Source organism: Xanthomonas graminis pv. graminis, from assembly GCF_030168915.1.
GTDB lineage: Bacteria > Pseudomonadota > Gammaproteobacteria > Xanthomonadales > Xanthomonadaceae > Xanthomonas_A > Xanthomonas_A translucens.
This window is the reverse complement of sequence record NZ_CP076255.1, coordinates 2,153,960-2,167,489: the sequence shown is the minus strand read 5'-3', so window position 1 is coordinate 2,167,489 and position 13,530 is coordinate 2,153,960. Positions and strand designations below refer to the sequence as shown.

At 69.3% G+C, this 13,530-nt stretch carries 9 protein-coding genes; 1 reads left to right on the top strand and 8 read right to left on the bottom strand.

Annotated elements, in window-relative coordinates; translation table 11 throughout:
* Positions 1 to 13 precede the first annotated feature (13 nt).
* The 8 genes from KHF85_RS09495 to dapB form a co-directional block, all read right to left on the bottom strand.
* Positions 14 to 2,950 (bottom strand): VIT domain-containing protein, encoded by a 2,937-nt coding sequence (locus KHF85_RS09495; protein ID WP_284569374.1) that lies wholly within the window; start codon positions 2,948 to 2,950, stop codon positions 14 to 16.
* A 225-nt stretch (positions 2,951 to 3,175) separates the two neighbouring features.
* Positions 3,176 to 4,906 carry a single-stranded-DNA-specific exonuclease RecJ gene (recJ, locus tag KHF85_RS09490; protein ID WP_284569373.1) on the bottom strand — a complete coding sequence of 577 codons (1,731 nt, stop codon included), beginning with the start codon at positions 4,904 to 4,906 and terminating at the stop codon, positions 3,176 to 3,178.
* Positions 4,903 to 5,823 (bottom strand): phosphoglycerate mutase, encoded by a 921-nt coding sequence (locus KHF85_RS09485; protein ID WP_284569372.1) that lies wholly within the window; start codon positions 5,821 to 5,823, stop codon positions 4,903 to 4,905. Before KHF85_RS09485 ends, recJ begins: the two co-directional genes overlap by 4 nt.
* A 4-nt stretch (positions 5,824 to 5,827) precedes the next feature.
* Entirely contained in the window at positions 5,828 to 6,292 is a 465-nt protein-coding gene (gene greA, locus KHF85_RS09480; protein ID WP_170867603.1) for a transcription elongation factor GreA, read from the bottom strand.
* Between the two features lie 8 nt (positions 6,293 to 6,300).
* The gene (gene carB / locus KHF85_RS09475) at positions 6,301 to 9,543 is read right to left on the bottom strand and encodes a carbamoyl-phosphate synthase large subunit (RefSeq protein ID WP_284569371.1); all 3,243 of its coding nucleotides are present in this window, start codon (positions 9,541 to 9,543) and stop codon (positions 6,301 to 6,303) included.
* Position 9,544: 1 nt separating this feature from the next.
* Entirely contained in the window at positions 9,545 to 9,904 is a 360-nt protein-coding gene (locus KHF85_RS09470) for a four helix bundle protein (protein WP_284569370.1), read from the bottom strand.
* 41 nt (positions 9,905 to 9,945) lie between these two features.
* Positions 9,946 to 11,100: a glutamine-hydrolyzing carbamoyl-phosphate synthase small subunit gene (gene carA, locus KHF85_RS09465; protein ID WP_284569369.1), complete on the bottom strand. Its 1,155-nt coding sequence runs from the start codon at positions 11,098 to 11,100 to the stop codon at positions 9,946 to 9,948.
* A gap of 161 nt (positions 11,101 to 11,261) precedes the next feature.
* On the bottom strand, positions 11,262 to 11,978 hold the full coding sequence (gene dapB / locus KHF85_RS09460; protein ID WP_284569368.1) for a 4-hydroxy-tetrahydrodipicolinate reductase: 717 nt from the start codon (positions 11,976 to 11,978) through the stop codon (positions 11,262 to 11,264).
* Positions 11,979 to 12,544: 566 nt separating this feature from the next.
* Between dapB and KHF85_RS09455 the strand changes: the two genes are divergently transcribed.
* Positions 12,545 to 13,471 carry an IS110 family RNA-guided transposase gene (locus KHF85_RS09455; RefSeq protein WP_284566813.1) on the top strand — a complete coding sequence of 309 codons (927 nt, stop codon included), beginning with the start codon at positions 12,545 to 12,547 and terminating at the stop codon, positions 13,469 to 13,471.
* Positions 13,472 to 13,530: the final 59 nt, after the last annotated feature.

The window sequence follows — 13,530 nt, the reverse complement described above, 5'->3', positions numbered from 1 at the left end:
CACGCGGACCGCCTCAGCGCACCTCGAACTCGCCGACCAGGATCGTCTCCTTCCTGTCCTTCAGCCGCAGCGTCACCTGCTGGTCGCGCTGCGTGGCGCTGGCCCAGCCGGTGCTCAGCTGCAGGTACAAGGTGGTGGCGCCGGTGACCAGCGGCTGGCGGTCGCCGAAGAAGTTGGCCTCCACCTTGTACTTGCCCGGCTTGGCCCGGCGCAGCGAGAACTCTTCCGGCCCGTAGCCGCCGGTGAAGTCCTGCGACAGCTGCCCGCCCTGGTAGGTGGAGCGGTCCGCGTAATAGCAGCGCTCGCCGTTGGGGTCGGTCACCCACAGGTCCATGTCGCTGTTGTCGCTGTCCCAGTTCAGCACCACGCGCAGATCCAGCGGCAGATTGCGCTGCAGGCGCGGGTCGATGAAGCCGGTCTGCAATGGGCGTTGCGACCGCGCCACGATCGCGTTCAACTCGTTCAAGGCGATCAGCGCCACGCCGTCGAAGCGGCTGTCCCAGTCGCGCGCCACGACCTGGTACAGCTGTTCGATCGCGGCCTGCGCATCGCCGCGCGCGGCGTAGGCCAGACCCAGGTCGCGGAAGCTCTGCGGCTCTTCCTCGCCCAGCCGCAGCAACTGTTCGAACACCGGCACCGCCAGGTCCGCCCTGCCCGCCTGCAGCAACCGGTAGCCCAGCACGCGCAGCACATGGCGGTTCTCCAGCTGCAGTTCGGCCAGGTTCGACAGCACGCGCAGCGCCAGTTCGCGCTGGCCACGTTCGAACAGCACGTCGGCCACGTCCAGGTAGAACGCCACGCTGTCGGCGTGCGCGGCGCGCTCGCTCAGGTACAGCGGATACACCGCGTCCGGCGCGGCGGCGCGCAGGCGCCGGGCGTAGGGCGAATCCGGCTGCCACGGCTGCAATGCCAGGGAAATCGTGGTGGACGCACGCGCGCCGGCAGGCGCATCGGCGTTCGCCGCATAGCCCTCCGGTGCCGCATCCGCGGCGCTGACGGCCATCGCCTCCAGCTCAGCCGACTCGGCGGCCGGCATCGGCGCCGCGGGTGCCGGCGGCGGCGCCATGGCCATCACCGGTGCGGGCTGCGAAACGCCGTCAGCACGCTGCAGGCTGTAATCGTCCTGCCCGCGTTGCGGCTTGGGCGGCGGCGGCGCGTTCTTCGGGAACGTGCGCTGCCACCAGGCGACGCGCTGCGCGAAATCCTCGGCGACGCGATCGATGCGCCGCTTACGCTGCTCGCCCAGCTCCTGCTGGCGCTGCGCCTGCGCGCGGGCCACCGCCTCGCGAAGCGCCGCTGGCGGCGCGATGGCGTAGCGCACGTAGTCGTCCACGTTCTCCAGCACCAGCAGCGAGGTGTCGGCGCTGACCAGACCGAAGCGGCTGGCCAGTTGCTGGCGGCGCGCGGCGTCGCCGAGCGGATCGGCGGCCAGGCGGCGCAGCATGGCCCGCGCCCAGGCGCCGGGTACCAGATCGCCCGGCACCTCGCTGGCGCCGTGCAACGGGATGCTCAGGCGGCGCGTGCTGGCGGCGGTGGCGATCTCCAGTTGCAGCGTCGCATCGGCCGCGAGCAGGCGTCCGGCGATGCGCAGATAGCCGTCGTCGGCGTAGCGAGAATCGGCGACCAGATCGGCGACGCCTTCGCCCTGCAGCGCCACCAGTTCGCCGCCGCGCTGCAGCAGGCGTTCGCTGGCTTGCTGCACGCCCTGTACGCCATGCAGCTCGATCAAACGGCCGCCGCGCGCTTCCGCCGATGCCGCCAGGCGTGCGGCATCGGCATGGGCACCGGCCGAATCGACCGCGAACAATCGCTGGCCCGGCGCCAGCGCCGGCACGGTCTGCGCGCCGTAGTTGCCCAGGCCATCGCTGAACAACAGATACTCCTGCACGTCCGCCGCTGGCCGCCAGTCGCCCAGCGCGCTGGCGCCGTCCGGTTGCAGGCCCTGCAAGGCCGCTTTCAACGCGCTCCAGTCGCCGGCGCGGACCTGGAAACGGCGCGGCGCCTCGGCGCGGTCGCGCAGCACGATCAGATCGACCTGCGCGTTGCCGAGTGCGGCGAAATAGCGCTGCAGCAAGGCCAGTTCCGCAGGAATGTCGCGCTGCCGCGCCGAACCCGATGCATCCCACAGCAGGCCGATGCGTTGCGGCAGCGGACGTGTGCCGCGGAGATCGGCGATCGGCAGCAGCGCCTGGAAATAGCGCTGGCCGTCGTGGCTGCCAAGCGCGACGCGTGGATCGCGGGTTGCGCGCAACGACAGCGCCAGTTCCTTGGGCAATTGCGCTGGCGTGCCCGACCACGCCGCCGCATAACCGCCGGGTGCCGGTGACAAGCGCAGGCCCGCAGGCAACGCCGCCGCGTCCACCGGCGCCGCCTGCGTGCTCAACTCCAGGCGCAGCGCCTGGGCGCTGGCCGCATAACCCAGCGGCAGCCGCCACTGCCAACCGGCGACGGTGCGCGGCAGCGACTCGCGATAGACCAGGCGCACGCGGCGGCTGCCGTGTGCGGGAATCGGATAGAGCCGCAGTTGGAACTGGTTGCCGGCGGTCTGCTCGACCAGGCCCGGGTCCACGCCGCGCCGTTCGATCGCCTCGAACACCTGCCGCCCGCGCGCCTTCGGCACTGGTACCGCGTCGCGCATCTGCCCGTCGATGTCCAGTGCGAAGCCGCTGATCTGCTGGCCATCGCGCAGCGGGAACGCCAGTTGCCCTTCCAGCACCCGCGCATTGGGGTTGAAGAACAGCAGATCCACCGTGGTTTCGGCCAGACCGGCCGCGGCGTGCGCGCTCACCGTGGCCGAGCGCAGTTCGACCGGGCGCTCGCCCTGATCGGTCTTCAGCAGTGGGGCGAGGAGTTGCCGCTCCGGCGCGGTTTGCGCCCACGCGGATACGGCGACGGCCGAGGTTAACGACAGCAACAGCAGGCACAGGCCTTTGCGCGCGATGGACGGCATGGATCACTCCTTGATGGGACGGTACTGCTTGAACGTCCGGTGCGGCGCTGCGGGGTTGTTGTTCCTTCTCCCATCGGGACCATGACCGCCTTTTCGGGGGAAGGTGGCCCGCAGGGCCGGAGAGGGTGCGGGCGCAGCCTCGCGCAGCCAAACTCCGCGAGACGCTTCGCGCCGGACCCTCACCCCAACCCCTCTCCCGGCGGTAGAGGGACTAAACGCGATAGATCAGCCCGACAGTCTCTGACAGTACTCCACCACCAGTTGCACCGCCTCGCCGCCGCGATAGTCGTCGGCGACCAGGCGGTAGGCGATGTGCACGCGGCGGCCGGGTTCGTCGCCGCGCCAACCGTTGAAATGGATCGCGTTCAACGGCTCGCCGCGGCCGGCGCAGCGCAGGCTCAGCTTGAGGTGGCGCTCCTTCAGCAGGCGCCACTGCAGCACCTCGAACTCGCCGTCGAACAGCGGCTCGGGGAAGCCCTGCCCCCATGGCCCGGCCAGGCGCAGCGCCTCGGCATGGCGATGGTCCAGTTCGTGCGGATCCAGCGCGCCGTCGCTGAGCAGTTCGGCCTGCAGCAGCGCCGCGTCCAGGCTGGCCAGCGCATGCGCGCGGAACAGCTGTTCGAACTCGGCCAACGCGGCGTGCGGCAGGCTCAGGCCCGCGGCCATCGCATGGCCGCCGAACTTGTCCATCAATCCGGGCCGGCGCGCCTCCACCGCGGCCATCGCGTCGCGGATGTGGAAGCCGGGAATGGAGCGCGCCGAGCCACGCAACTGGTCGCTGCCCGGCTCGGCCGGGGCGAAGGCAATCACCGGGCGGTGCAGGCGGTCCTTCATCTTCGAGGCGACCAGGCCGATCACGCCCGGATGCCAGTCGGCATCGAACAGGCACACCGCCACCGGCGGCGCGTCCGGCGCGGCCAGCAGCGCCTGCGCCACCGTGGCCTCGGCCTCGTCGGTCATCTGCTGCTGCACCGCGCGGCGCTCGCCGTTGATCTGTTCCAGCGTGGCGGCGATCACGCGCGCCTGCTGCGGGTCTTCGCACAGCAGCAGCTCGATGCCCAGTGCCATGTCCTCGAGGCGGCCGGCGGCGTTGAGCCGCGGCGCCAGCGCGAAACCGATGTCGCTGGCGCTGAGCCGCGCCGGATCGCGGCCGCTGGCTTCGATCAAGGCGCGCAGGCCGACGCAGCCGTCGCCGCGCTGCAGGCGGCGCAGTCCGGCCGAGACCAGTGCGCGGTTGTTGGTGTCCAGCGGCACCAGGTCGGCGACGGTGCCGACCGCGACCAGATCCAGTAGCACGCTCAGATCCGGCGCCTGGGTGGCGAACGCACCGCGCTCGCGCAGGTGCCGGCGCAACGCCAGCAACACGTAGAAGATCACCCCGACGCCGGCCAGCATCTTGCTCGGGAACGCGTCGCCGGCCAGGTTCGGATCGACGATCGCGTCGGCCGACGGCAACACGCTGCCCGGCAGATGGTGATCGGTGACCAGCACCTGCCAACCCAGCGCCTTGGCCGCGGCGACGCCGGCATGGCAGGCGATGCCGTGGTCGACGGTGACCAGCAGGTCCGGCTGCAGCGGCGCCAGTTCGGCGACCAGCGCCGGCGACAGGCCGTAGCCGTGCACCATGCGGTTCGGCACCGCATGCAGCACCTGCGCCGCGCCGAGCAGGCGCAACCCACGCACCGCGACCGCGCAGGCGGTGGCGCCGTCGCAATCGAAATCGCCGACCACCAGGATGCGTTTGCCGGCGGCGATCGCCGAAGCCAACAAGGCGACCGCCGCGTCGATGCCGCTCAGCGCATCCGGCGGCAGCAGCTGCGCCAGCTTCGGCTGCGCCAGGCTGGCGTCGTGCGCGCCGCGGGCGGTGTAGATGCGGCGCAGCAGCGGCAGCACGCTGTCCGTCCACGGGCCGCCCTCGGCGGCCGGCCGCCGGGTGATGCGCCGCGGCGGGCTCATGCGTCCAGGCGCGCCAGCGGGCGCCGCCAGAAGCGCCACCGCTGCTCGCGCTCGATCCGGAAACGCGTGCCGTCCTCGAAATCCAGCAGCAGTTGCTGCAGTTCGCCCAGGCGCAGCGCTTCCAGCAGCGGCTGCATCACCTCGCCGACGAACTGCTCGGGCGCGCGCAGCTGGCGCAGATCGACCAGCGCATCGACGCGCGGCGTTTGCTCGGCGTCGATGCCGGCGGCCTGGCTCAGCGCGCGCAGCAGCGGCTCGCGGCTGCGCACCTGCGCATGCGCGGTGCTCACCGTGGCCGGCAACGCGCCGCCGCCCCAGAACCACAGCGAGTTGATCGCCGGCTGCCCGCGCGCGCTGCGTTCGCGGTTCCACGGATGCTGGTGCAGCAGCACCTGCGCTTCGGTCAGCAGCGCCCGCCAGCGCCGCCCGCCCTCGCCCTGCGGCAGATGGTCGAACAGATCGGCGCCGAGCACCTGCGCCGGTGCGGCGAACTCGGGCAGCACGCTGTCCGATGCCAGGCGCAGATACCAGCGGGTCGGCTGCGGCGCGTCGAGCAGCAGGCCGGACTCGGCGAACAGGTCCTGCAGCGACGGCAGCAGCGCGGCCAGGTCGATGGCGTCGATCGCAAGCATGTCGCCATGCGCCATCAGCCGCGCGCCCTGCATGTCCGGCACCACGTAGGCCGGATCGGCGCGCAGCCACACGCCGTCGCCGGCATCGCCGGCATCCAGCTGCCGGGTCAACGCCGCCACCGGCCATTGCCCGGGCGGCAGGGTGAAATGGCGGCGCAACTGCGCTTCGGAGCCGGGCTCCAGGCGCGCGCGCTCGGCGCGGCCGAACGCCCGCGCCACCTCGCCGGTCAGCACCGGACCGGCCAGGCGCGCGCGCTCCGGCAACAACAAGGTGGCGACCGCCACGGCGTCAGCCGACGTATTCGACGCTGACGATCTCATACTCGCGGCGCCCGGCCGGGGCGTCGATGCTGACGCTGTCGCCTTCCAGCTTGCCGATCAGCGCGCGCGCCAGTGGCGAGGAGATCGCGATCAGCCCCAGCTTGATGTCCGCTTCCAGATCGCCGACCAGCTGGTAGCGTTTCTCTTCGTCGTTTTCCACGTCGGCCAGGGTCACGGTCGCGCCGAACACCACCTTGCTGCCGACCGCCAGCTTGCTGACGTCGATGATCTCGGCGTGCGACAGCTCGCTCTCCAGCTGCTTGATGCGGCCTTCGATGAAGCTCTGCTGCTCGCGCGCGGCGTGGTACTCGGCGTTTTCCTTCAGGTCGCCGTGCGCGCGCGCCTCGGCGATCGCGGCGATGACCTGCGGCCGCTTGACCGACTTCAACTGGTCCAGTTCCTCGCGCAACCGCAGCGCGCCTTGCATGGTGATCGGGGCTCTCACGCTTCCAGCTCCTTGTGCAGTTCCTGCAGCGCCCAGACCGGACCGGTGCCGCGGAATTCCAGTGAATGCACCAGCGCGCGGGCGCCGGCAACGGTGGTCGAATAGGTCACCCGATGCTGCAGGGCTTCGCGCCGGATCGAAAACGAATCGGAGATCGCCGCACGGCCTTCGGTGGTGTTGACGATATACACGATTTCGCCGTTCTTGATCAGATCGACGATATGCGGGCGGCCCTCGGCCACCTTGTTGATCTGGTCGCACTGCAGGCCGTGCTGGCGCAGCCACGCGCAGGTGCCGCTGGTGGCCACCAGCGTGTAGCCGCGCCCGACCAGCGCCTGCGCCACCGGCAGCACGCGCTGCTTGTCCGGGTCGCGCACCGACAGGAACGCCTTGCCCAGCGGCGGCGCCTTGATCCCGCCGGCTTCCTGCGCGCGCGCGAACGCGGCGCCGAAGCTACGGCCCACGCCCATCACCTCGCCGGTGGAGCGCATCTCCGGGCCGAGGATCGGGTCCACGCCCTGGAACTTGGCGAACGGGAAGATCGCTTCCTTCACCGAGTAATAGTCGGGCACGATCTCCTTCAGCGCGCCCTGCTCGGCCAGGGTCTTGCCGGCCATGCAGCGCGCGGCGATCTTGGCCAGCGCCATGCCGGTGGCCTTGGACACGAACGGCACCGTGCGCGAGGCGCGCGGGTTCACTTCCAGCAGGAACACGATGTCGTCGCCGGCCTCGTCCACCTGTACCGCGAACTGGGTGTTCATCAGCCCGACCACGTTCAGGCCCTTGGCCAGCATCACCACCTGGCGGCGCAGTTCGGCCTGGGTCTTGGCCGACAGCGAATACGGCGGCAGCGAGCACGAGGAATCGCCCGAATGCACGCCGGCTTCCTCGATGTGCTCCATCACCCCGCCGATCAGCACCTGGCCGTCCTTGTCGGCGATGATGTCCACGTCCACTTCCACCGCGTTGTCGAGGAAGCGGTCGAGCAGCACCGGCGAGTCGTTGGAGACCTTGACCGCGTCGCGCACGTAGCGCGCCAGGTCCGATTCGCCATAGACGATCTCCATCGCGCGGCCGCCGAGCACATAGCTGGGGCGCACCACCAGCGGATAGCCGATCTCGCGCGCCAGCACCAGCGCTTCCTCGGCGTTGCGGGCGATGCGGTTCGGCGGCTGCTTCAGGCCCAGCGTGTCGACCAGCTGCTGGAAGCGCTCGCGGTCCTCGGCCAGGTCAATCGAGTCCGGGCTGGTGCCGATCACCGGCACGCCGTTGGCTTCCAGCGCGCGCGCCAGCTTCAGCGGGGTCTGCCCGCCGTACTGCACGATCACGCCCTTGGGCTGCTCCAGCTCGACGATCTCCAGCACGTCTTCCAGGGTCAGCGGCTCGAAGTACAGGCGGTCGGAGGTGTCGTAGTCGGTGGACACGGTCTCCGGGTTGCAGTTGACCATGATGGTTTCATAGCCATCCTCGCGCAGCGCCAGCGCCGCGTGCACGCAGCAGTAGTCGAACTCGATGCCCTGGCCGATGCGGTTGGGGCCGCCGCCGAGGATCATGATCTTGTCGCGATTGCTCGGCCTGGACTCGCACTCGTCCTCGTAGGTCGAATACAGGTAGGCGGTGTCGGTGGCGAATTCGGCCGCGCACGAGTCCACCCGCTTGTACACCGGGCGCACCTTGTGCGCGCGGCGCAGCGCGCGCACCGCCGCCTCGTTGGTGCCGCACAGCTCGGCCAGGCGCGCATCGGAGAACCCGGCGCGCTTGAGCGTGCGCAGGCGCGCGGCGTCCAGCGAACCCAGGCCGTCGGCGGCCAGTTGCTTCTCCTGCGCGATCAGGTCCTCGATCTGGTCCAGGAACCAGGGATCGATGAACGACAGCGCATGCACCTGCTCCACGCTCATGCCGGCGCGGAACGCGTCGGCGACGTAGAACAGCCGCTCCGGACCGGGCGCCTTCAGCTCGCGCTTGAGCGCGGCCATGTCGTCCTCGCTGCCCAGGTCCAGCCCGGTCGGGTCGAGCCCGATCTTGCCGGTTTCCAGGCCGCGCAGCGCCTTCTGCAGCGATTCGGAGAAGGTGCGGCCCATCGCCATCACCTCGCCCACCGACTTCATCTGCGTGGTCAGGCGCGCATCGGCCTGCGGGAACTTCTCGAACGCGAAGCGCGGGATCTTGGTGACCACGTAGTCGATCGACGGCTCGAACGAGGCCGGGGTCAGGCCGCCGGTGATTTCGTTCTTCAGTTCGTCCAGCGTGTAGCCGACCGCCAGCTTGGCCGCGACCTTGGCAATCGGGAAGCCGGTGGCCTTGGACGCCAGCGCCGAGGACCGCGACACGCGCGGGTTCATCTCGATGACGACGACGCGGCCGGTCTGCGCATTGATGCCGAACTGCACGTTGGAGCCGCCGGTGTCCACGCCGATCTTGCGCAGCACCGCGATCGAGGCGTCGCGCAGGCGCTGGTATTCCTTGTCAGTCAGGGTCTGCGCCGGGGCCACGGTGATCGAGTCGCCGGTGTGCACGCCCATCGGGTCCAGGTTCTCGATCGAGCACACGATGATGCAGTTGTCCGCGGTGTCGCGGACCACTTCCATCTCGAATTCCTTCCAGCCCAGCACCGACTCCTCGACCAGCACTTCGCTGGTCGGCGACAGCTCCAGGCCGCGGCCGACGATCTCGATCAACTCTTCGCGGTTATAGGCGATGCCGCCGCCGCTGCCGCCGAGGGTGAAGCTGGGGCGGATGATGGTCGGATAGCCGACCCGGGTCTGGATCTCCAGCGCTTCTTCGAGGCTGTGCGCCACCGCCGCCTTCGGGCATTCCAGGCCGATCTCGCCCATCGCCACGCGGAACAGCTCGCGGTCCTCGGCCATCATGATCGCTTCGCGCTTGGCGCCGATCAGTTCCACGCCGTACTTTTCCAGCACGCCGTGGTCGGCCAGGTCCAGCGCGCAGTTCAGCGCGGTCTGCCCGCCCATGGTCGGCAGCAGCGCATCGGGTTTTTCCTTGGCGATGATCTTCTCGACCGTCTGCCAGTTGATCGGCTCGATGTACACGGCATCGGCCATGTTCGGGTCGGTCATGATCGTGGCCGGGTTGCTGTTGACCAGCACCACCCGGTAGCCCTCGTCGCGCAGCGCCTTGCACGCCTGCGCGCCGGAATAGTCGAACTCGCAGGCCTGGCCGATGACGATCGGGCCGGCGCCGATGATGAGGATGGTTTTTAGGTCGGTGCGCTTGGGCATGTCAGCTCCGGGACTCGGGACTCGGGACTCGGGACTCGGATTCGAGCTTCTGCAGCAAGCTGCGATACAGCTTGTGCAGCATGCGGCCGACCCGGTCACACGTAGAAAGGGCTTCTTCGATTGCTGCTGCGTCGCCCAGGAAAAGCTCAAGCGCCAACAGCAATTGCGTTTGCAGTTCGGCGCAGGATCCCTGCGCCATGGATATGAATCTTGCGTAGTCACGCGCGCCGTAGCGTGCGTTGCCTTCGGCGATGTTCGAAGGAATGGAGACGGCGGAACGTTGCAGTTGCGACGTCAGGCCATAACGCTCTTCCTGCGGAAGCTCCGCGGTGATTTCGTAGACCTGCTTGGCCAACACCATCGCCAGCTGCCAGACATCGAGTTCTCGGAAATGCGAGGGACTCACTGCATCGAGCCCGAGTCCCGAGTCCCGAGTCCCGAGTCCCGCATCAGCGCCGTAAACCGATCAAACAACGGCGCCACATCGCGCGGACCCGGCGAGGCTTCCGGGTGGCCCTGGAAGCTGAAGGCCGGCGCGTCGGTCAGTTCGATGCCCTGGTTGGTGCCGTCGAACAGCGAGCGATGGGTCACCCGCACGTTGGCCGGCAGCGACGCTTCATCGACCGCGAAGCCGTGGTTCTGCGAGGTGATCATCACCCGGCCGCTGTCCAGGTCCTGCACCGGATGGTTGGCGCCATGGTGGCCGTGGCCCATCTTCAGGGTCTGCGCGCCGGCGGCCAGCGCCAGCAGCTGGTGGCCCAGGCAGATGCCGAAGGTCGGGATCTTGCTGGCCACGATTTGCTTGATCGCCGCGATCGCGTAGTCGCACGGCGCCGGATCGCCCGGGCCGTTGGACAGGAACACGCCGTCCGGCTGCATCGCCAGCACCTCGGCGGCGGGCGTCTGCGCCGGCACCACGGTGACCTCGCAGCCGCGCTCGGCGAGCATGCGCAGGATGTTGAGCTTCACGCCATAGTCGTAGGCGACGACCTTGTACGTCGGTGCGGCCTGGGCGAACGCGTTGCTGTCCAGGTCGAGCTGGCCGTCGCGCCACGGATAGGCCTTGCCGGTGGAGACCACCTTGGCCAGGTCCATGCCTTTCAGCCCCGGGAAGCTGCGCGCCGCTTCCAGCGCCGTCTCCACGTTCACTTCGCCGGCCATCACCGCGCCGTTCTGCGATCCCTTCTCACGCAGGATGCGGGTCAGCTTGCGGGTATCGATGCCGGCGATGGCGACCACGCCGCGCTGGATCAGCCAGTCCGGCAGCGACACCTGGCTGCGCCAGTTGCTGGGACGGCGCGGCACGCTGCGCACGATCAGACCGGCCGACCACACCTGGGCGGCTTCGTCGTCCTGGTCGGTGCAACCGGTGTTGCCGATATGCGGGTACGTCAGGGTGACCAGCTGACGGGCGTAGGAGGGATCGGTGAGGATCTCCTGGTAGCCGGTCATCGCGGTGTTGAACACCACTTCGCCGACGGACAGGCCGACGGCGCCTACGGATTCGCCCTCGAACACGGTGCCGTCTTCAAGGACAAGGATTGCGGGTTGAGTCACGGGGTTCGCCTTGGGGAGAGAGGAACCCTGCCCCACCAACTTGCGGCTGCAAGAAACCGCGAACTCGGCGCTTCTCCGGGTCCGTGGCGATGGGTAACAGGCGAGCGAGAATTGTACCGACGCGGACCTGTCCGCGCCAGACGTTTATGTGAAAGCGCCGTTCAGCCGAGCAGATCGCGCAGCCGGTAGGCGCCGGGCGCGCGGCCCGGCAGGCGCGCGGCGGCATGCAGCGCGCCGCGGGCGAAGATGTCGCGGTTGCTGGCGCGGTGCACCAGTTCCACCCGCTCGCCGAGCCCGGCGAACTGCACCAGGTGCTCGCCGACGATGTCGCCGGCGCGCAGGCTGGCATAGCGCGGCTGCGCGCCGCCGTGCGCGGCCGCCTCGCCCAGGGTCAGCGCGGTGCCCGACGGCGCGTCCTGCTTGTGCACGTGGTGCGATTCGACGATGTCGCAGTCCCAGCCTGGCAACGCCGCGGCGGCGCGTTCCACCAGGTCGTTGAGCACCGCCACGCCGAGGCTGAAGTTGGACGCCCAGATCAGCGGGATGCGCGCCGCCGCGTCGGCCAGCGCCTGCCGCTGCGCCTCGCCCAGGCCGGTGGTGCCGGACACCAGCGCCGCGCCCCGCGCCACGCACAGCGCCAGCACCGGGTCGAAGCCCTGCGGCAGGCTGAAATCGACCGCCACGTCGAACGCCGGCGCACCGTTGAGTTCGGCCGCGGCGAAGTACGGCACCCCATCGACGACCCGCTGCGCCGGCGCACGCCGGATCACCGCCGCCGCCACCTGCAGCGTCGGGTCCTGCGCGGACAGCCGCAACAGCGCCTGGCCCATGCGGCCGGACGCACCATGAATCAACACACGGACGGGGGAACTGGTCATCGCCACAAGGTAGCGGTTTGTCGCGGTGGGCGACAGGGGTATTGGGCCATGGCGCTGCTTGGCGATGGCGACCGGCTGAGCGCCGACAGCATGCGAAGCCGGAAAGTCCGGCACTGCGCTTGTCGCGGCTGTTGCTCCTACAACAGCCTGCGAATAGCCGGCTGGGTGCACTGTAGGAGCGGCTTCAGCCGCGACAACGTCCGAAGCCGGAAGGCCCGCCGCTGCGTTCGTCGCGACTGAAGTCGCTCCCACAAGGGCTCGCGGCCAACCCGCCGGGTGCACTGTGGGAGGGACTTCAGTCCCGACACCATCCGCAGCCGGAAATTCCATCGCTCCGCTCGTCGCGGCTGAAGCCGCTTGTGTCTGGAGATTGCTCTACAGTTTGAGTGGAGAGCGATGTGCGGCACGCCGACAGGCCGTAGTGTTCAAGCACGTGTAGGAGCCAGGGCGGCCGCACATCGACCTCGTTGCCTAGCCCGAACAGTTGAACGAGCGTTCGCTCGAACTTCACAAGCGTGGGCAGCGACGAGGTGGCTCTCTCCTGTCCCCCAGTCTACCTAACGCTTATGCCTCTTTGGATCGGTATCGATGTGGCCAAGGACACCTTGGCCGTCCACGTGCTTCCCCTGGACCAGTTGCTGTCCTTTCCCAATACCGCCCAGGGCCACCAGCGCCTGTGCGACCACCTTGCCGGGCACTGCGTCGGCAACGCGCTGCTGGAGGCCACCGGCGGCTACGAACGGGCGGTGATGACGGCACTGGCCACGGCAGGGATCCCGGTGACCCGGATCAATCCGCGCCGGGCACGCGCTTTCGCCACGGCCTTGGGCACAACCGCCAAGACCGATCCGCTGGATGCGGCCTTGCTGGCGCGCATGGCTCACCTGGTGCAAGCGCCCGCGCCGGCTCCCGATCCCTTGCGTGAGCAACTGCGCATGCTGGTCCAGCGCCGCGAGCAACTGGTCCAGCAACGTGACGACGAGCGCCGTCGCTTGCATCAGGCGACCCTGGCCATGGTGCGCGCGTGCCTGATCGAGCAGATCGGCGACGTGCGCCGCCGTATCCAGCGGATGAACCAGGCGATCAAGCAGGTGCGGTGCCAGCTCGACGATGCGCTGGCGCACGCCCTGGGCACGGTCCCGGGCATCGGCGAGGTCACCACCGCCAGCCTGATGGCCTATCTGCCCGAACTGGGGACGCTGGATCGTCGCCAGATCGCGGCCCTGGTCGGCCTGGCTCCCTACAACGTGGACAGCGGGCAGCACTGCGGCAAACGCCGCATCCGCGGCGGGCGTGCCACGATCCGACGAGTGCTGTACATGGCCTGTTGGAGCGTTGTGCGCACTCAAGCCTCCTTCAAGGAGCGTTATCAACAGTTACGGGCACGCGGCAAGCCCGCCAAGGTCGCCATCACCGCATGCATGCGCGTGCTGCTTATCCGACTCAACGCCATGGCACGAGATCGCACACCATGGCGTGAGGTTATCGGATGAGAAGACAGTTGCTCCTACAGGACTCGCGGCCAACCCGCCGGGTGCACTGTGGGAGGGAC